Annotated in this window: 16 protein-coding genes; 13 read left to right on the forward strand and 3 right to left on the reverse strand. The window is 42.2% G+C overall.

From position 1 onward, the window contains the following. Positions 1-70 precede the first annotated feature (70 nt). The 5 genes from CHH58_RS00395 (at position 71) to CHH58_RS00415 (ending at position 6,314) form a co-directional block, all read left to right on the forward strand. Complete coding sequence (locus CHH58_RS00395) at positions 71-1,567, forward strand: spore germination protein (RefSeq protein WP_170937465.1); 1,497 nt, start codon at positions 71-73, stop codon at positions 1,565-1,567. Beyond that, entirely contained in the window at positions 1,554-2,663 is a 1,110-nt protein-coding gene (locus CHH58_RS00400; protein WP_170937466.1) for a GerAB/ArcD/ProY family transporter, read from the forward strand. Before CHH58_RS00395 ends, CHH58_RS00400 begins: the two co-directional genes overlap by 14 nt. After that, positions 2,660-3,778 carry a Ger(x)C family spore germination protein gene (locus CHH58_RS00405; protein ID WP_095261821.1) on the forward strand — a complete coding sequence of 373 codons (1,119 nt, stop codon included), beginning with the start codon at positions 2,660-2,662 and terminating at the stop codon, positions 3,776-3,778. Before CHH58_RS00400 ends, CHH58_RS00405 begins: the two co-directional genes overlap by 4 nt. 81 nt (positions 3,779-3,859) lie before the next feature. Next, positions 3,860-5,023, forward strand: a complete 1,164-nt coding sequence (gene yhbH / locus CHH58_RS00410) for a sporulation protein YhbH (RefSeq protein WP_095229723.1) — start codon at positions 3,860-3,862, stop codon at positions 5,021-5,023. A 211-nt stretch (positions 5,024-5,234) separates the two neighbouring features. Next, positions 5,235-6,314: an undecaprenyldiphospho-muramoylpentapeptide beta-N-acetylglucosaminyltransferase gene (locus CHH58_RS00415; protein ID WP_095233193.1), complete on the forward strand. Its 1,080-nt coding sequence runs from the start codon at positions 5,235-5,237 to the stop codon at positions 6,312-6,314. A gap of 7 nt (positions 6,315-6,321) precedes the next feature. Here the strand turns inward: CHH58_RS00415 and CHH58_RS00420 are convergent, their stop codons facing one another. Next, entirely contained in the window at positions 6,322-6,888 is a 567-nt protein-coding gene (locus CHH58_RS00420) for a beta-class carbonic anhydrase (RefSeq protein WP_095234647.1), read from the reverse strand. A 510-nt stretch (positions 6,889-7,398) separates the two neighbouring features. Between CHH58_RS00420 and CHH58_RS00425 the strand changes: the two genes are divergently transcribed. The 5 genes from CHH58_RS00425 to CHH58_RS00445 all read left to right on the forward strand — a co-directional run bounded on the left by CHH58_RS00425 (position 7,399) and on the right by CHH58_RS00445 (position 15,151). Continuing rightward, positions 7,399-9,150 (forward strand): ABC transporter ATP-binding protein, encoded by a 1,752-nt coding sequence (locus CHH58_RS00425; protein WP_095233145.1) that lies wholly within the window; start codon positions 7,399-7,401, stop codon positions 9,148-9,150. Continuing rightward, complete coding sequence (locus CHH58_RS00430; RefSeq protein ID WP_095261822.1) at positions 9,147-11,180, forward strand: ABC transporter ATP-binding protein; 2,034 nt, start codon at positions 9,147-9,149, stop codon at positions 11,178-11,180. The genes CHH58_RS00425 and CHH58_RS00430 overlap by 4 nt, the downstream gene beginning before the upstream one ends. 266 nt (positions 11,181-11,446) lie before the next feature. Beyond that, positions 11,447-12,178 carry an RNA polymerase sigma-I factor gene (sigI, locus tag CHH58_RS00435; protein ID WP_249274992.1) on the forward strand — a complete coding sequence of 244 codons (732 nt, stop codon included), beginning with the start codon at positions 11,447-11,449 and terminating at the stop codon, positions 12,176-12,178. Continuing rightward, positions 12,178-13,449 carry an anti-sigma-I factor RsgI family protein gene (locus CHH58_RS00440; RefSeq protein WP_095261823.1) on the forward strand — a complete coding sequence of 424 codons (1,272 nt, stop codon included), beginning with the start codon at positions 12,178-12,180 and terminating at the stop codon, positions 13,447-13,449. The genes sigI and CHH58_RS00440 overlap by 1 nt, the downstream gene beginning before the upstream one ends. 139 nt (positions 13,450-13,588) lie before the next feature. Next, positions 13,589-15,151 (forward strand): bifunctional GNAT family N-acetyltransferase/carbon-nitrogen hydrolase family protein, encoded by a 1,563-nt coding sequence (locus CHH58_RS00445; protein WP_095261824.1) that lies wholly within the window; start codon positions 13,589-13,591, stop codon positions 15,149-15,151. Positions 15,152-15,191: 40 nt separating this feature from the next. Here CHH58_RS00445 and CHH58_RS00450 read toward each other — a convergent pair whose 3' ends face one another. Further along, positions 15,192-15,428: a YhdB family protein gene (locus tag CHH58_RS00450; RefSeq protein WP_038559122.1), complete on the reverse strand. Its 237-nt coding sequence runs from the start codon at positions 15,426-15,428 to the stop codon at positions 15,192-15,194. 153 nt (positions 15,429-15,581) lie between these two features. On the opposite strand from CHH58_RS00450, the gene CHH58_RS00455 reads away from it, so the two are divergent. Continuing rightward, positions 15,582-16,181 (forward strand): YhcN/YlaJ family sporulation lipoprotein, encoded by a 600-nt coding sequence (locus tag CHH58_RS00455; protein ID WP_095229736.1) that lies wholly within the window; start codon positions 15,582-15,584, stop codon positions 16,179-16,181. 28 nt (positions 16,182-16,209) lie between these two features. Here CHH58_RS00455 and ltaE read toward each other — a convergent pair whose 3' ends face one another. After that, on the reverse strand, positions 16,210-17,241 hold the full coding sequence (gene ltaE / locus CHH58_RS00460; RefSeq protein ID WP_095234645.1) for a low-specificity L-threonine aldolase: 1,032 nt from the start codon (positions 17,239-17,241) through the stop codon (positions 16,210-16,212). A gap of 217 nt (positions 17,242-17,458) precedes the next feature. Between ltaE and CHH58_RS00465 the strand changes: the two genes are divergently transcribed. Together CHH58_RS00465 and CHH58_RS00470 are read left to right on the forward strand one after the other, a co-directional pair. After that, positions 17,459-18,097: a class I SAM-dependent DNA methyltransferase gene (locus CHH58_RS00465; protein ID WP_095261825.1), complete on the forward strand. Its 639-nt coding sequence runs from the start codon at positions 17,459-17,461 to the stop codon at positions 18,095-18,097. A gap of 13 nt (positions 18,098-18,110) precedes the next feature. Beyond that, positions 18,111-18,575 carry an S-ribosylhomocysteine lyase gene (locus CHH58_RS00470; RefSeq protein ID WP_095219559.1) on the forward strand — a complete coding sequence of 155 codons (465 nt, stop codon included), beginning with the start codon at positions 18,111-18,113 and terminating at the stop codon, positions 18,573-18,575. Position 18,576: the final 1 nt, after the last annotated feature.

Here is an 18,576-nt window from a genome sequence, read left to right on the forward strand (position 1 = left end):
TGCTTTTTTCTACATATCTTTCCTGCACCTGTACAAACTAACAAAAATGAAACTGGAAAGGTGCGTCGCCATGAGTTTTTTTAAACAAAAGAAGAACCAGTCAGCACAAGAAAAAGTCATACGAGAAGACAAGATGCCGCCGCATCAATCCACAGCTTCACTAGAGAAGAACATACGGTATATTCAGGAAGAATTAAGTAATTCTACCGATTTAAAAGTACGGCTGCTTCCAGGTAATAAACAAGCTTTGGTTTACTTGGATGACATTACAGATCCCGATAAGATGCAGCGATATATCTTTGTTCCGCTAATGGAAATGAATGGAGATATTCAAAGAATAAAAGATCGGGAAGAAAACGATGATCTTAATAAAGCAGTATCCTCACTTCTTGCAGGTAAGGCCGTCTATATGGTTGAGGGGAATGCTACTTTCTATCTTTTCGATGTCCAGCAAAACGTAACCCGGGCTATCATGGAGCCGATGAATGAAAAGGTCATCAAAGGATCGCATGATGGATTTAATGAGGATATCAAGCAGAATATCAACCTCATTCGGCGCCGTATTCAGCATCGCAGTCTAACAATAAAAAAACAGACGGTTGGCGATTATACAGAGTCTGAAATTGCTTTAGTTTATGTAGAGGGCATAGTCAATCCAGGAGTAGTGAAGGAACTGGAAACAAGGGTGAAAAATATCAGCAGTGATGCACTATTAAGCGCAGGGGCGTTCAGTGAATATATCGAGGATCGCACTTATAGTATTTTTCCGCAATTCTTGAGTACGGAAAGGCCGGATAAAACTGTTTCGCAGCTCATGGAGGGAAGGATTGCTATTTTATTTGCGAACAATCCTACATGTCTGATTGCACCGGTTACATTTTATGCTTTCTATCAATCGCCGGATGATTATAATACGCGCTGGCTCGTTGCGACTTACATCCGTTTGATTCGTTTGTTCAGTTTTATCTTGGCTATTACGCTGCCTTCCTTCTATATTGCAGTAGTTGGCTTTCATTTTGAAGTTATTCCGGAAGCACTCATCTCCCCGGTTCTAGGAGCTATTAGGGATATTGCTTACCCGCCTATTGTAGAAGCAATATTAATGGTAATTGTCATAGAACTGATTAGGGAATCCGGTATTAGGCTGCCGTCTCCGATCGGTTCAACAATCGGTATTGTTGGCGGTCTTGTTATCGGTGATGCGATAGTGACAGCTGGATTGGTCTCCAATTTGATGGTAATCGTTATTGCTCTCACATCCCTGGCTTCATTTGTTGTGCCATCTAATGAAATGAGCGATTCGTTGCGGATACTGACTTTCCCGCTGATCATCCTTAGCTCTGTACTCGGCTTCATCGGTATTGCTTTCGGTTTACTGATGGTTCTGATTCATCTGTGCCGGGTGGAATCATTGGGACTTAGCTACTTTACACCAATCCAATTCCGAGATTTGAAAGATACTGTAATACGAGTCCCGCAATTTTTAATGAAACGCCGGCCCGAGCAGTTAGGATCACCACGTCCATACAAGTCTAATGAACTGAGTGATGAAAATGGCAAAAAGTGACACACAACAAAAGATTACTTTATCTCAGCTTGCTTATATCTTTATCCAGAGTCAAATAGGTGTTGATATCCTGAATCTCTCGACAGTGCTCCATAGAGAAGTGGGTGCAGATGGCTGGATTACGTTACTTATCGGCGGTGTGATTTCTATTTTCTTTGTACTGATGATAGTGCATATTAGCAGGTGCTTTCCGGGAGAAGGTCTATTCGATATCCTGAAAAGCATTTTTGGTAGAAAATTAGGAAGTGTGGCGGGGTTTGGCTATTATGTTTATTTTCTTGTTGTTGCGATCTACCTTCTCACATCCTTCGGCGAATTAATCAACGAATGGCTGCTTCCGGAGACACCGATTCTTGTGTTATACGTATTAATGCTTATTTGTGCACTCTACACCATTTCGGGGGGAGTGACGCTCATAGCTAAGGTATTCACCTTTTTCGCCGTAATCTTGTTCCTTATTTCCGTATTATTCCTGTTTGGATTTGTAGATGCTAAATTCATTTATATGCTTCCAATAGGTCAGGCTTCCTTTTCCGGTTATATAGAAGGAATACGTGTTACTCTCTATTCTCTTAGCAGTTATGTATTGCTATTGCTATTTCTGCCTTATGCACAAGGCTCCTATAAAAAGAAAGCCCGAACATTGGTCGGTGCCAACTTAATCGTAATCTTTTTCTATCTATATACAGTTATTGTGTCTTTTGCTCATTTCGGATCTGATCAGATTGATCATGTGTCTCAGCCGGTTCTTTATATGCTTCGCACTGCTGATTCTGTCATTATCACAAGAATCGATATCTTTGTCCTTTCATTGTGGACGGTTTTTGCCATGACGGCTTTTGCTGCGTATTTGTATGGTGCAGAAAGAGCGTTTGCTAAAATTCCGATGCCTAAGAAAAAGATGCTGAATGTCTATACGACTTCCATTATCGTGCTGGCGGTTTCTTATTGGAGTGGACTGAATGAGGAAAATTTCAGAGTGGTTATTGATTTCCAAGATAAGATAACGGAATACTTCACTGTACTCATTCCAGTTCTATTATTCCTGCTATCTTTCCTGCGCCGAAAGGATAAGCAAAAGGAGGCAGCACAATGAAAAAGCTAAGCATTATATTGTTAAGCTGCACACTGATTTTGTCTGGATGCTGGGATACGCGTGAATTCAAGGAAGTGAAGCTCGGTATCACGGCGGCGTATGATATGACAGAAGACGGCGTCTATACGAATACGATTCTTATACCTAATGTACAAAACAGTGCGCAAGGACCAGGTCAAGAATCAACGCAATTTCTTACTGCTATAGGAAATACACCTACTGAAGCGAGAACAAATATCGATAGACGATTATCGTCCACCTATAGTCCAGCGCAGCTAGATGTCTTATTGTTTGGATCAAATCTTGCCAAACAGGATATTTACCCGTATGTCGATGCTTATTACCGTGATCCTAGGATGCATCTGGATGTCGTGCCAGCGGTAGTGAAGGGCAGTGCAGAACAAGCTCTAAAAGTAGTGCCAAAATCAGAGATGCGTCCGAGTGAATATATAGAAGGAATAGTTGATTCGGAAGTGGAAACCACTAACTCGCTCGAGACCAGCTTGCAAGCTATTGGATCAGAACTATATGAAGAGGGGGAAGACTTCGTCTTGCCTCTGCTGCAGGTTGGAGATAGCGGAAAGACTGTGTCCTTTGAAGGGCTGGCACTATTCCACGATTCTAGTTATACCGGTAAAGATATTTCGTTCGACCATACAACTCTTTTTGTGCTGATGAAGAAACAAAAAGGGAAAGTGGCACGAATCACCGCCAAAATTTTTGATGGGAAGAAACCGGAACCAGATAACTATACGACCATTAATATTGAAGATTTTTCTAGTAAAATCAAATCTAAGCCAGATAAACAGAACAAAGTGAGGACTGATATTACATTGGATCTGACTGTAATGATTCAAGAATATCCACAGGACCATCTCGCTCTGGCGGATTTACCTGAGGTGAAGAAAAAATTAGAGCAAGCCCTCACCGACCAGGCAAATGAAACGCTCAGAACTATCCAGGATGCAAATAGCGATGTATTCGGAATAGGCCGAAATATAAATGGGCATTATCCATCCTATTGGAAGAAGCTCGATTGGGAAAAGGATTTTAAAGAGATAAAAATCGTTCCGCATATTACCGTAAACATCCGTTCTCGCGGAATTTTCAGATAATTTAACAGTTTTCTATAGTTTGTTTAATCAATACCAGTACTTCCGCATAAGATAGACTAATTATCTTAAGGAGGCTGGCGAATGACCGATTCCAATCATTTTGCAGTGTCAGAAGAAGACTGGTCCCTCCATCGAAAAGGATATGATGATCAAAAGCGGCATCAGGAGAAGGTCCAGGAAGTATTGAAGAACAAGCTGCCCGATTTGATCACAGAAGAAAATATTATCATGTCTAATGGAAAAGATCTGATCAAGATACCGATTAGATCATTGGATGAATACAAAATCCGCTATAGTCAAGACAAGAATAAGCATGCTGGCCAAGGAAAAGGCGGTAGTAAAGTCGGAGATGTGCTGGGGCGTGCCGGCGGCCAGCAAAAAGCGCCGGGTAAGGGGCAAGGTGAAGCTGGGGATCAGCCAGGTCAGGACTATTACGAAGCGGAAGTATCTTTTGAAGAACTGGAAGAGAATTTCTACAGTCAGCTGGAGCTGCCGAATCTAGAGCAAAAAGATGAACAACAAATGATTGTAACGGATATTGCGTTTCATGATATCCGTAAAACAGGACTTGTCGGTAATATCGACAAAAAACGAACAATGCTGGAGGCGTTCAAACGAAATGCTTTAAGTGGCACTGCAGGATTTGCTCCTATTTATCCGGAAGATGTACGCTACAAAACATGGGACGCGATTGAAAAACCGGATTCGAAGGCTGTCGTACTTGCTATGCTTGATACGAGCGGCAGTATGGGGAATTGGGAGAAATATGTTGCAAGAAGCTTCTTCTTTTGGATGACAAGATTTCTGCGAACGAAATACGAAACAGTCGAAATCGAGTTTATTGCCCATCATACTGAAGCGAATGTTGTCGATGAAGAGTCCTTTTTCTCTAAAGGAGAAAGCGGCGGTACAATCTGCTCCTCAGCTTACAGGAAAGCATTACAGTTAATAGACGAGAAGTATCCACCATCGGCTTATAATATTTATCCGTTCCATTTTTCAGATGGCGACAACCTCACTTCTGATAATAGCCGCTGTATTGGTTTAATCAATCAGCTTATCGAGAAATCAAGTATGTTTGGCTACGGAGAGGTCAACCAGTATAACCGTCATTCTACGTTGATGCAGATTTTCCGTAAGATGGAACATCCGAAATTTCGTTATTATGTACTGCGAAAGAAAACTGATGTCTTCTATGCAATGCATCGCTTCTTCTCGAACGAAGAAGCAGAAGTTCCTGTCTGAACAGCAGTGTTTTCACTGCTGTTTTTTCTGTTTTTTTGGAAAGAATGGGCTTGAAAAAGCATATATTAGTCATATGCCAAAAAGCCCTTTCTTTTTTTTGTGATATACTTTAGGATAGAGAAGGCGATAAAATGTTTCGTTTATATTACAAATAAATTACAGATATATTAAATAGAGAAGTGCTTTAATGGGAAAGGGAAGGATTTACAACATGAAGGAAAAACGGATTCTATTTACGGGGGGCGGCACTGCCGGCCATGTAATCGTGAACGTGGCCTTGATTCCTGTATTCAGGCAGGAAGGGTGGAAGATCGATTACATTGGTTCAAAAAATGGAATAGAGCGTGACCTGATTGAACCGATGGAAGGCGTGACCTATCATAGTATCTCAACAGGAAAACTGAGAAGGTATATGTCTAAAGAGAATTTCAAAGATCCTTTCAAAGTAATGAAAGGTACGATGCAGGCGTATCGAATCATGGGGAAAGTGAAACCACATGTGATCTTCTCCAAAGGTGGATTCGTTTCGGTGCCGGTCTTGTTTGCATCATGGCTCCGTCATATTCCAGCTGTCATTCATGAATCAGATATCACACCGGGACTTGCGAATAAGCTTGCAATGCCATTCGCAAAGAAGATCGTGACGACATTTGCAGAAACGATATCACATGTTTCTGCTAAGAAAGCAGAATGGGTTGGAGCAGTTGTGCGGGATGAGCTAATTCAAGGTAATCGTCGGGTCGGTTTGGAGCAACTCGGTTTTTCTCCTGAAAAAGCTGTGCTGTTCATCATGGGAGGAAGCGGTGGTTCCCAAGTGATTAACGAAGCTGTTCGTTCCAGCTTGGATACACTTCTAAAAGAATTTCAGATTGTCCATATCTGCGGAAAGAATCAAATGGATGATACAATCAAGCGAGATGGATACGTACAATTTGAATATGTGAACGAAGGACTGAACGATTTGTTTGCAGCTTCTGATTTTGTCTTGTCACGAGCAGGTTCAAATGCGATTTTCGAATTTTTGGCACTGCGCAAGCCGATGCTGCTGGTTCCTTTATCTCGTAAAGCCAGCCGAGGCGATCAGTTGCTAAATGCAAGCTCCTTCAAGAAACAAGGCTATGCTGATGTACTGGAAGAAGAAGATCTAACAAGTGCTACCTTGATTCAGCATTTACAGGATCTCAAGGAACATAAAAATGAAATTTTACGAAACATGAGTCATTATGAAAGCCAAGAAGCGAAACAACGTGTAATTGAAATCATAAAAGAACATTCAAAAAAAACCAACTGACAAATTGTCAGTTGGTTTTTTCGTATCCGTTACGGATGACAGTCAGTTCACCGGTTGCAGGATCAATTACGAGCGCATGCACTGGTACCTGTTTTGGAAGCAATGGATGATTAGCAATTAAGGAGGCACTGCTTTCTACTGACTCCTCCACGCTATTGAATCCATCGAACCATGTATTTGCAATATCTTCGCTGGACGATTGACGCAAATACGTCTCAACATCTCCACCTTGTTTGCTGATTTGATCCAGCATGTCAGAGCCGTGCAGATGATGCATACCGCAGTCTTTGTGACCTATTACGAAGACTTCTTCGCCCTTTAAGGCATGAATGGCTACTAAAATACTTTTCATGGCACTGTCAGAAGTGTCAACAAGCATTGCGCCAGCATTCTGAATGATTTTTGCATCTCCATTCTTCAAATTAACTGCTTTTGGCAGCAATTCAAGTAAGCGGGCATCCATACAAGTTAGAATAACAGCTTTCTTGGAAGGAAACTTGTCTGTTTCATACTGTGCATATGCTTTGTCTTCTACGAATTTTTGGTTATGAACCAAGATGTCATCTAATAACATAGATCGTGACACTCCTTTTTTAGTTATCTTCTCTAGTTTACCATATCAGGACAAATGTTTACATATTGCTTATTGATCAAATTATTTGAAAATTACGTTGACCTTTTTAAACCGGTATGTATATACTTATTATGCATAAAATAACAATTGGAAAGGAGGAACCCAAAATGAATAACCGGAAAATAGCTTTTTTCAGCCAATTTCATAATGGGCAGCTCCTCCTTTGTTCGGAATCTTTACAGAGATAACTTTATCTGGACGGAGTCTGCCGCATATCGCTTGCTGCTTACTTCTAAGAACGTGTACGTCTGCGGGCGTGCGCGTTTTTTTTATGCGCAAATTCAAGGGATTTTTGATACAAGTCGGAGTTCCCTCGGCTTTTTATCATAACTAGAAAACAAGGAGGAAAGCTTATGCTGAACGTTCAGACCAAACAATGGGGAGAAGATTGGAATGATGATGGCTAGCTGAACGGCTGAGACAAATTCGATAGAGAAGGTTGGGGAAAGTATGTTTGATGTGTTGAAGAAGTTAGATTGGTTTTTCCTGAAATATTGGAAGCGATATACGGTTGCAATTATCGCACTTATTATAGCAAGCTTAATCGGGTTAATACCGCCGATGCTGATCGGGCAGACAATTGATGAGATTAATTATAACTCGCTTACATCGGAGAGGCTTTGGCAAGTTATCGGTTTGTTTACAGTGCTGATCGTCTTACACTACGTGATTTCCTATGTATGGGATTATACACTGTTCAGCGGTTCCGCAATTCTGGAGAGATTGATGCGTTCCAAGCTGATGGGACATTTCTTCCGTATGACACCTACGTTCTTTGACAAGAAAAAAGTAGGTGATTTGATGGCTCAAGGAACAAATGATTTAAGGGCCATTTACATGACAAGCGGCTTCGGGGTACTAACCTTAGTTGACTCGAGTATTTTCATGCTGATGATCATCGGAATCATGGGATTTTCGATCAGCTGGGAGCTGACTTTAGTCGCTCTTATCCCGATGCCTATCATGGCTATCGTAATGCATAAATACGGAGAAGCAATCAATGAGCGTTTCACAGAAGCTCAGGAAGCTTTCGGCAATCTGAATAATGAAGTGTTGGAATCAATCCGTGGCATTCGTGTCACCCGGGCGTTTGTCCAAGAAAAACAAGATGAGCAGCGATTCCAAGATATGACGGAGGATGTCTATCAAAAAAATATAAAGGTTGCCAAGATAGATGCCTTGTTCGAGCCGACAATGAAAATCCTTGTTGGACTTTCCTACACAATTGGTATCGGCTATGGCGCCTTGCTCGTCTTTCGTAATGAAATCACATTAGGAAACTTAGTGTCATTTAATATGTATCTCGGCATGCTTATTTGGCCGATGTTTGCAGTTGGGGAACTGATTAATGTGCTGCAGCGTGGGAATGCTTCCCTGGACCGTGTCAATACGACACTCGATTATCCGGCCGATGTAACAGATCCTGGAAGGCCCGCTGACAAGGAAAAGCCAGGGGATATCGTTTTCGATTCTGTGAGCTTCCGCTATCCAGGGAATGATACAGAACGTCTTCATAACATCACCTTGGAAATCAAACAGGGAACAACACTTGGTGTTGTCGGAAAGACTGGTGCCGGAAAGTCGACGCTATTCAAGCAGCTGCTTCGGCAATATCCCCCAGGAGAAGGTCGATTGCTCCTTGGAGGTACGCCGATTGAGCAGTTTACATTGGAAAGGACACGCAGCTGGATTGGTTATGTGCCGCAGGAACAGATTCTCTTCTCTAAGTCGATTAGGGAGAACATCCAATATGGCAAACATGATGCAACAGATGAAGAGATATTCCGCGTAATGGAACTCGCGCACTTTCTTACAGATATTCAGAGCTTGCCAGAAGGTCTGGATACAAAAGTGGGCGAGAGCGGCGTAACACTTTCTGGAGGCCAGAAGCAGCGCGTAGCACTGGCGCGTGCCTTTGTAAAAAATCCGGAAGTATTAATCCTAGATGATTCGATGAGTGCGGTCGACGGCAAGACCGAAGCGAATATTATCGAGCATTTGAAAACAGAGCGCCAGGATAAAACAACAATCATTGCAGCTCACCGTCTTTCGGCCGTTAAGCACGCGGAACAGATTATCGTGCTGGATGCTGGCGGGATTATCGAACAGGGTACGCATGAAGAACTTTTAGCCGCAAACGGCTGGTATGCAAGTCAGTATTATTTGCAGCAGCTAGAGGATAAGGAGGTTATCTCCTCATGAAGAAAAACACGACGGAACGAAGACTGTTCCGATACGCTATAAGCAATAAAAAGACCATCAATATCGGTCTTGTCTGTCTGCTGATTGCAGTAGTATTGGAGCTGGCAGGACCTTTAATTGCAGCTAGAATTATAGATCATCACATCCTTGGTATCGAAGCTACTTGGTACGAGGTCGAAGGTAAAACCGATAAAACAGTGGATTATGAAGGAAAGACCTATGTACGGTCTGATGAAATACAAACGAAAGAAGATGCAGTTGGAGAAGCAACGATATTGCAGATTGGCAGGCAGTTTTATTTTACGGATAATGTTTTGCCTCTGGATGGTTCCAGATCATTTGAGGATGGAATGATCATGGTTGATAGTCCTGGAGGGATAGAAGAAGCGGAAGGTACAAGACTTTCAGCTAGTGAACTGTATGAATTTTTTAGTCCACAGTTCCAGCCGATTATCATCCTTTTGATTATCTACGCAGCGCTTCTATTTATCGCAGCTATATTCCAGTTTTGGAAGACATTCCTGCTCCAACAGGCTTCCAATAAAATTGTCCGCACGATGCGGAATGACATTTTTGCCCACACACAGCGTGTTCCGATCAATTATTATGTGGATCGGCCAGCCGGTACAATCGTAGCTAGAATCACCAATGATACGGAGGCAATCCGTGATTTATATGAAAGGGTACTAGCAACCTTTGTAACGAGTTTCGTATACATGGCCGGTATTTTCGTTGCGATGTTCTTCTTGAATGCTCGGCTTGCTGCTATCTGCTTGCTCGTAGTTCCTATTTTCTGGGCTTGGATGAAAGTATATAAGTATTTCGGTACCAAATATAATAAAGTCGTCCGAAAAACAGTAAGTGAGATTAACGGCAGTATAAATGAATCGATCCAGGGCATGCCGATCATCCAGGCGTTCAACCGCGAAAAAGAAACAAAAGTGGAATTCGAAGTGCTGAATACGCGAAACTTCACATATCAGCGTAAGCTGATGAAGCTTAGCGCTTTAACCTCGCATAACTTAGTGACGGTTCTTCGTAATTTAGCTTTTGTTGCATTCATCTGGTATTTCGGCGGCGCTGCTGTAACAGGTGGCTCAATCGTTACCGTCGGCGTACTGTATGCTTTTGTTGATTACTTGAACCGCTTATTTAATCCTGTTACAGATGCTGTGAACCAGCTGCCGCTACTGGAGCAGGCACGTGTTGCTGCTTCCCGGGTGTTCCAGCTGCTTGATCAGCCGGGTGAAGATGTAGATTCGGGGGCTAGACGGGAGAAGAACCGCGGAGAGATAGCTTTCGAAAATGTCAGCTTCGCTTATAATGACAAAGATTACGTCCTTAAAGATCTTAGCTTTGAGGTGAAAAGCGGACAGACGGCAGCCTTTGTTGGTCATACTGGTTCTGGAAAAAGTTCAATCATGAATTTACTTTTCCGGTTTTATGATCATCAGAAAGGTAAAATAACGATTGATGGTATTGATACAAAAGAAATGTCACGTCAGCATGTTCGTAGCAGTATGGGTATCGTACTGCAGGATCCGTTCCTTTTCACAGGCACTATTTTGACGAATGTGACGATGAACAATCCGGATATTTCTCGGGAAATGGCTATCCAGGCATTGCAAGCTGTAGGAGCAGATCAATTCATCTCCAAGCTTCCAAAACAATATGATGAACCAGTTAAGGAAGGCGGATCCACACTTTCCATGGGAGAGCGGCAGCTAGTCTCATTTGCGAGAGCATTGGCTTTCAATCCTTCGATTCTAATCCTGGACGAAGCAACAGCCAATATCGATACGGAAACTGAAGCTATTATCCAACGGGCTTTGGATGTTCTGAAACGGGGAAGGACAACATTGGTTATTGCACATCGACTTTCGACGATTATGCATGCCGACCAGATTTTAGTCCTGGATCATGGGAAGATATTGGAACAAGGCAATCATATGTCCCTATTGGAGAAACAGGGACAATATTATCAAATGTATTTGATGCAGCAAAGTGGCATCAAACGTTCTGCCGGTTAATAAAAAAGCCGTCCTGATTATACAGGACGGCTTTTTTTATGGGGGTCATTGTTGCAGAGATTTAATTTTTTTGTAATTATTTTGAGAAGCAGCTTTCACTCTAAGTGTTGTATGATAGGCATATTGGTTAAGTATTGGAGTAAGTCATATGTCATATATAAAAAATACGAATGAATTTATACGAAATTTACAAATGAATTTAGCTTGTTACACCCGAAAATTACAATTATGTTACGAAAAATATAGAAGGCTGGAGGTGATAGGTCTTGTATCTACGCCAGTCTAATGATCCTAACCGCGGAAAATTAGAAGAACAGATCAAAAAAGTGCAGGCAGGGAATACCGAGATGCAGAATGAGCTGATTGAGAACTATCAGCCTTTCATAGCGAAATCAGTTTCCGAGGTTTGCCGCAGATTTATCGATCCTTCCAAGGATGAAGAATTTAGTATCGGCCTTTCTGCTTTCAATGAAGCGATGCTAGCTTATGCAGATGACAAAGGGAGTTCTTTCCTTTCATTTGCAAAGCTTGTGATCAAACGAAAGACAATCGATTACATCAGACGTGAGCGGATTCGTCTTCCTGCTGCTTCGCTGGATGAGCTGTATGAAGATGACAGTGAGAATCCGAGGGAAGCTGAAGCTGCGCAGACAGCTTATAATCAGGAAACAGAAGCGTGGTATCGTCGTGCTGAAATCGAGGAGTACGACAAGAAACTGAAGGAATATAAGCTATCCTTTCAGGAGCTGATCCAGGTTGCACCAAAGCATCGTGATGCAAGGCAATCGGCAATCGAAGCAGCGAAGATTCTTCATAAGGATTATGAGCTGCGGGATTATGTAATGAGAAAGAAGAAAATCCCGATTAAGCAGCTTGTCGAAAAGGTAACAGTAAGCAAGAAGACGTTGGAAAGGAACAGGAAGTATATTCTCGCTATTTTCATTATACTGAGCGAGGATTATATCTACCTGAAGGACTACATGAAGGGGGTGAGTTAGTGAAGAGAGGAGTCGTCGTGAAGCAAAGCCGCCGGAGCACGATTGTGCTGACCAGTGAAGGCACATTCCTGGAAATCAGTGCGCAAGGGCAGGCAGAGATCGGGCAAGAAATCGAATTTAGTGCACAGGAACTGGTTCGGAGAACAAGAATCAATCATTGGACACCTTCCATGAAGAATTTCATGCGTGTTGCTGTATTGGTGCTTGTATTTGTTCTGGCATTATTCCCGGTTTATTCCTGGTTTAACGGCAACAAAGCATACGCTTATGTCAGTTTGGATTTCAATCCGAGCATTGAATTGAAAGTGAATAACCGTATGGATGTCGTCTCTGTGGCAGCTTTGAACGAAGATGCGAAAACGGTCCTCGCTAATCTGGATGATTGGCAGGGTGAGGACGTTGAGACAGTTGCAGCCAGTATTTTGCGAATATCGAGTGACTTAGGTCTTTTAGCTGACTCGGAAAGTATTATTATTGGTGTGAATTATATTGATGCCAAGCAAGAAGACAAGCAGCTGACAAATATTTTAGAGGGGTCGATCAATGGTTTTAACGACACATTACATATTGCTTCCTATCAAGTACCTGATAAGGTACGCGAAACAGCGCAGGATGAGCAAAAATCCATGAATGAAATCATGGCTGAGTCCATCCTCGAAGGAGACTCATCCAAATCTGTACCTACTCTTACACAATCAGATTCAGCTATTATTAAAGATTTTTATAAAGATGATGTGAAAGAAGATGGAACAGAAGCGGAAGAGACTTCCCTTCAGACCAAAGAGGACCCTGACACAGAGCCTGTGCATGCTGTTACAACCCCCGCAGAAAAGAGAGAGAAAGCGGATCAACAAGCAGATATAGTGAAAGCAGAGGCGGAACAGGCAGAAGCCAAACCGCTTAAAGCGCCAGCTGAAAAGAAAAAGAACGAAGAAGCTGTGCGTTCAAGAGAAACAATGAAAGAAGATAAAGAAAAAGCAAAAGAAGCAGACAAACAAAACAAAGATGAAAAAAAGCGAGCAAAAGAAGCTGAAAAGCAGTTGAGAGAAGCTCAGAAGGAATCTAGAGCGAAAGAAAAGCAGCTGGCAAAAGAAGAATCGAAGAAACAAAAAGAAAATCAAACAAATGATTATAGTAATAAAAGCAGGGAACGCGATGAAAGTAAACACTCCTCTGCGAGAGAGCAAGGAAATGAAAAAGATAATGACCATAATAGGGATTCACGTGATGAAAATTACGATGAAAGACATAGAGAAAATAACGACCACTAAGCCTTTTTAGGATCGAAGTAGGTATTCCGAGCGGGGGGATATCAATTCTAGCCAGACTTTTAGCACATAATAGGACTACATGTATATTAGTAAGGGTAAAAACAGTAGTGAACTTTGCTGAATAGAGAGGATACCTACTATGTCTGAACTTGATTTGTCGCAGTTTGAGAAGAAGGTTGTTTTACGTAATATTACGGAAGCAGATATTGATCAAATCCTGGACATGCAGAAAGTGTGCTTTCCGGGCATGGAGCCTTGGAAGAAAAGCCATTTGAAAAGTCATATCGAAATATTTCCAGAAGGTCAATTTTGTGTTGAAGTTGACGGCAAGATCATTGGCAGCTGCTCCAGCTTGATTGTCAATTTCAATGAATACGATGATCATCACACATGGGATGACATCACCGATGAAGGATATATCACGAACCATAATCCGGATGGTTTTAATTTGTATGGCATTGAGGTCATGGTCCATCCGGATTATCGCGGTATGAAGATTGGGAAGCGTCTTTATGAGGCGAGGAGGGAACTGGCCGCAGAGATGAACCTGAAAAGCATCATCATCGGCGGAAGAATCCCGAATTACCATAAGTACAAGCAAGAAATGACACCGCGGCAGTATGTCGAGGAGGTAGAAGCGCAGAATATCTATGATCCTGTACTTACCTTCCAAATGATGAATGGATTCCGTGTGATGCGGATCAATCGCGACTATTTGCCCGATGACAAGCAATCCGCTACTTTCGCTACCTTGATGGAGTGGAATAATATTGAATATCATGCAAAGTCAAAACGTCATTTCAAGACGTCTTATCCGGTTCGAATTACGGTAATTCAATATATGATGAAGCAAATCGAATCCTTTGAAGAATTTGCACGGCAAGTGGAATATTATGTGGATGTTGCTTACGATTTCGGATCTGATTTTGCTGTATTTCCGGAAATCTTTACAACCCAGCTCATGAGCTTCTTAGAGGAGAAAGTGCCTTCTAAAGCGGTTCGTAAATTATCTGAATTCACGGAGCAGTATATCGAGCTATTCACAAGTCTAGCTGTTCGTTACAATGTCAATATTGTCGGAGGCTCACACTTTGTGGAAGAGGACGATCATATTTATAATATCGCCTATTTATTCCGTCGGGATGGCACAATTGAGAAGCAGTACAAGATACATGTCACTCCGAACGAGAGAAAATGGTGGGGCATCCAGCCTGGTGACACAGTAAAGGTATTTGATACAGATTGCGGGCGTATTGCAATACAGATTTGTTATGATATCGAATTTCCAGAGCTGGCGCGCTATGCGGTTGATCAAGGGGCAAATATCATTTTCGTTCCGTTCTGTACGGATGATCGTCAGGGATACTTACGGGTGCGCTATTGTGCACAGGCGCGCGCGGTCGAAAACCAAGTGTATACAGTAATCGCAGGAACTGTCGGTAACTTGACCCAAGTAGAAAATATGGATATTCAATATGCCCAATCCGGTATTTTCACACCTTCTGATTTTGAATTTGCGCGGGATGGCATTGTTGGAGAATGCCCGCCGAATATAGAGACAGTCGTTGTCGGCGATGTTGATTTGGAGATATTGCAGCGACAGCGTAAGACAGGGACTGTACGTCATTTGCATGATCGCCGCAAAGACTTATTCGAATTAAAGTTCAAGAATCTGGAGAGCGAGACGCCGGAAGATCAATGAGGGAATGAATAAGACTCGAGCTAAGTGCCCGAGTCTTATTTTACATGTCCAAAGCATACAGAGTTGTATGACCTAAGGCATGATCGATATATTGAATTAACTCTTCATGTGATTTCACGACGGTGTGCTGTTCGGAGGGATAATGAAAGGCGTGCAGGAAGATTTCAATCCGCTTGGAAAGCAGATCATCCTTCGTGCGTACCATGAGGACAAGCAGATCATCCCACTGTCCCCAAATCGTAAATAGCAGTGCTTTTTCGTAATCCTGGACTTTCATTGCGCTATCCCCTTCCTGTCAGGGTATAGATAGTATCTCTCCAATCAGCAGGAACATTGCTGGCAGATATAAGCAGCACGCTTCCTCCTTTGTATAGGGTGAAAAAATCCGTACATACTAAGCGCAGTATGGCAAATCAAAGGAGGAACACCAATGAAAAAATGGAAATTAATCAGCATGGCTGCCCTTGCTGCCATCACACTTACAGCTTGTCAGAACGACAATGACAATGATACAGGCATGGGCAGAAATGGCAATGTTGAACCGACACGCTACAACAATACAGACAACAACTTGGTGCACCGGAATAGTGACAACACAATGGATGTTGACGACCGCCAGAAGAATGGTGACGATCAGCAGCCTCGTTACCAAGTTGCAGATGATGTAGCTAAAAAAGTAAAAGAAGTTGAAGGTGTAGATGATGCATATGTATTTACAACTGACAACAATGCTTTTGTAGCCGTTGATATGAAGAACGATAATGACAATTCAGGAAACAATGGTATGGGAAACACAGCAACTGGTGATAACAATAACAATGAAGTAACAGACAAGATGAAAAAAGATGTAGAAAAAGCAGTGAAATCAGTGGATGAAGATATCGACAACGTATACGTATCCGCAGATCCAGATTTTCTGGGAATGGCAAAGGACTACAACAACAAAATTGATGAAGGTCAGCCAGTAAAAGGCTTCTTCCTTGAATTCGGCAATATGCTGAATCGTGTCTTCCCGAATAACGAAAGATAAAAAAGAGGCTCCCATTGGGAGCCTTTCTTCAATTTGGCTGTTTCGAAAGTGATGAAGCAACTGCCAAAGCTTTCTTTATTGCACCTTTACCAACGTCATAATGTGTAACAAAACGAACACTATAAGGGTCGAAAGCATTTGCCAATACTTGCTGTTCCTTGAGCAGCTGTACATATGCGTCCGCTGTCATACCAGTACCTTGTACATCAGCAAGTACAATATTCGTTTCGACTTTATTCATTATTTCAATACCGTCGATCTCAGCAAGACCATCTGCCAATAGCTTAGCATTTTCGTGGTCATCGGCAAGACGCTCTACATTTTCACGCAGGGCAACAAGACCAGGTGCTGCCAGGATACCGGCTTGTCGCATGCCGCCCCCAAGACGTTTTCTCCATTTTCTAGCTTTATTAATGAAAATTTCAGATCCTGCCAGAACAGAACCAACAGGAGCTCCTAAGCCTTTGGATAAACAAACCTGGACAGTATCTGTTAGCTGTGCATACTTTGCTACACTAATACCGGAAGCTACAGAGGCATTAAACAAACGCGCGCCATCCAAGTGAATTGGAATTCGATGTTCGCGTGCTATTTGAGCAATTACCATCATATTTTCGATTGGGATGACAGCTCCGCCTGCTTTGTTATGCGTATTTTCCAAGCAAATCAGGCCTGTTTCCGGAAAATGAATATCGTCTTTGCGAATAGCAGCAGCTAATCCTTCTGGACATATCGCGCCGCGTTGACCTTTCAGTGTACGTGTCTGCACACCTGCAAAAATGGATGTAGCTGCTCCTTCATAGAGGAAGATATGAGATTCCTCTTCAAGGATGATTTCATTACCAGGGTTGCAATGAGATAGTACTGCGATTTGATTCCCCTGAGTACCGCTTGGTACGAATAGTGCGGCTTCCTTTCCAAGTAAATCGGCAACCGTTTCCTCTAGCTCATTTACAGCTGGATCCTCTCCATAGACATCATCTCCGACTTCTGCTTCATAAGCAGCTTTTCGCATCGCTTCTGATGGTTTGGTGACCGTATCGCTACGCAGATCGATCATGACGACCACTCCTCTCCTCCTTATTATATAGTATGAATTTGTAACTTTTCCACTATTTTTATAGTTGTGATCTTGTATTCCTAAAAAGGGGGATATATGACTGACATCATAACTTTTCATTGAATAAACTGGGGTACTATGGTATCCTTCTGTCATAAACATGATAATTCTTATTCGTTTACTCGGATATTTAAGATATTACACTTGAGGTGATGAAATGGGCCGCGAATTTATCGATATGTTCGATGAATGGGCAGAAACGTATGATGATACGGTTACTGGTCAGGATCCACAATATAAAGAAGTATTTGATAAATACAACGAAATTCTGCAAACAGTCGCAGATGCTGCAGAAGGAAACACACTGGAATTCGGTGTTGGAACAGGCAATCTTTCCGAAAAGCTGTTAGCAAAAGGACTGAATGTTACTGGTATAGAACCTTCTAAAGAAATGCGCGAGCATGCTTCCCGAAAATTTCCGCAGCTCCAAATAGTGGACGGTGATTTTCTTTCCTTTCCGGATCTTCATCACGAGGTCTCAGCCATCGTTAGTACGTGGGCCTTCCACCATCTGACAGATGAGGAGAAGGAGCAGGCAATCTTTAGGTATTCAAAGCTGCTACCTAAAGGCGGGAAAGTAATATTTGCTGATACGGTATTCTCAAGTGAAGAGAACCGTGACCAGCTGATTCAGGAAGAGAAGGATAAGGGCTATGACAGACTTGTCCAGGATTTGACGACGGAATATTATACGACGATGCAAGTACTTCGTAACATTTTTCAAACACACGGATTTCATGTTACATTTAAGCAAATGAACCGCTTCGTCTACTTGATCACAGCAGAAAAAGCGTAAGGGAGAGATAATCATGACAAAGAAAATGAACGTAGAAAGCTTCAACCTAGACCATACTAAAGTTGCTGCACCTTATGTACGTTTAGTTGGTATTACAGAGGGAGCGCACGATAAAGTATACAAATATGATATCCGCTTCAAGCAGCCAAACAAAGAGTATATGGAAATGCCAGGTTTGCATTCTTTGGAGCATTTGATGGCGGAAAACATCCGTAATAATATCGAAAATATCCTTGATATCGGTCCTATGGGCTGCCAGACTGGATTCTATGTTTCTATCTTGAACAACGACAGCTATGATGACATCCTTACAGCTTTAGAAAAAACACTGCAAGATGTGCTCGATGCTACAGAAGTTCCTGCTTGCAATGAAGTGCAGTGCGGCTGGGCAGCTAACCACAGCCTGGAAGGTGCACAGGAGATTGCGAAAGAAATGCTTTCCAAAAAAGACGAATGGCGTCAAGTTTTTGCTGAATAGA

The sequence above is a fragment of the Terribacillus saccharophilus genome (genome assembly GCF_002272745.1).
Classification (GTDB): Bacteria; Bacillota; Bacilli; order Bacillales; family Amphibacillaceae; genus Terribacillus; species Terribacillus saccharophilus_B.

Excerpts from the sequence above, each read along its gene's own strand:
- CHH58_RS00395 (WP_170937465.1), top strand. The coding sequence starts at position 71 with ATGAGTTTTTTTAAACAAAAGAAGAACCAGTCAGCACAAGAAAAAGTC.
- CHH58_RS00400 (WP_170937466.1), top strand. The coding sequence starts at position 1,554 with ATGGCAAAAAGTGACACACAACAAAAGATTACTTTATCTCAGCTTGCT.
- CHH58_RS00405 (WP_095261821.1), top strand. The coding sequence starts at position 2,660 with ATGAAAAAGCTAAGCATTATATTGTTAAGCTGCACACTGATTTTGTCT.
- yhbH (WP_095229723.1), top strand. The coding sequence starts at position 3,860 with ATGACCGATTCCAATCATTTTGCAGTGTCAGAAGAAGACTGGTCCCTC.
- CHH58_RS00415 (WP_095233193.1), top strand. The coding sequence starts at position 5,235 with ATGAAGGAAAAACGGATTCTATTTACGGGGGGCGGCACTGCCGGCCAT.
- CHH58_RS00420 (WP_095234647.1), bottom strand. The coding sequence starts at position 6,888 with ATGTTATTAGATGACATCTTGGTTCATAACCAAAAATTCGTAGAAGAC.
- CHH58_RS00425 (WP_095233145.1), top strand. The coding sequence starts at position 7,399 with ATGTTTGATGTGTTGAAGAAGTTAGATTGGTTTTTCCTGAAATATTGG.
- CHH58_RS00430 (WP_095261822.1), top strand. The coding sequence starts at position 9,147 with ATGAAGAAAAACACGACGGAACGAAGACTGTTCCGATACGCTATAAGC.
- CHH58_RS00445 (WP_095261824.1), top strand. The coding sequence starts at position 13,589 with ATGTCTGAACTTGATTTGTCGCAGTTTGAGAAGAAGGTTGTTTTACGT.
- CHH58_RS00450 (WP_038559122.1), bottom strand. The coding sequence starts at position 15,428 with ATGAAAGTCCAGGATTACGAAAAAGCACTGCTATTTACGATTTGGGGA.
- CHH58_RS00455 (WP_095229736.1), top strand. The coding sequence starts at position 15,582 with ATGAAAAAATGGAAATTAATCAGCATGGCTGCCCTTGCTGCCATCACA.
- ltaE (WP_095234645.1), bottom strand. The coding sequence starts at position 17,241 with ATGATCGATCTGCGTAGCGATACGGTCACCAAACCATCAGAAGCGATG.
- CHH58_RS00465 (WP_095261825.1), top strand. The coding sequence starts at position 17,459 with ATGGGCCGCGAATTTATCGATATGTTCGATGAATGGGCAGAAACGTAT.
- CHH58_RS00470 (WP_095219559.1), top strand. The coding sequence starts at position 18,111 with ATGACAAAGAAAATGAACGTAGAAAGCTTCAACCTAGACCATACTAAA.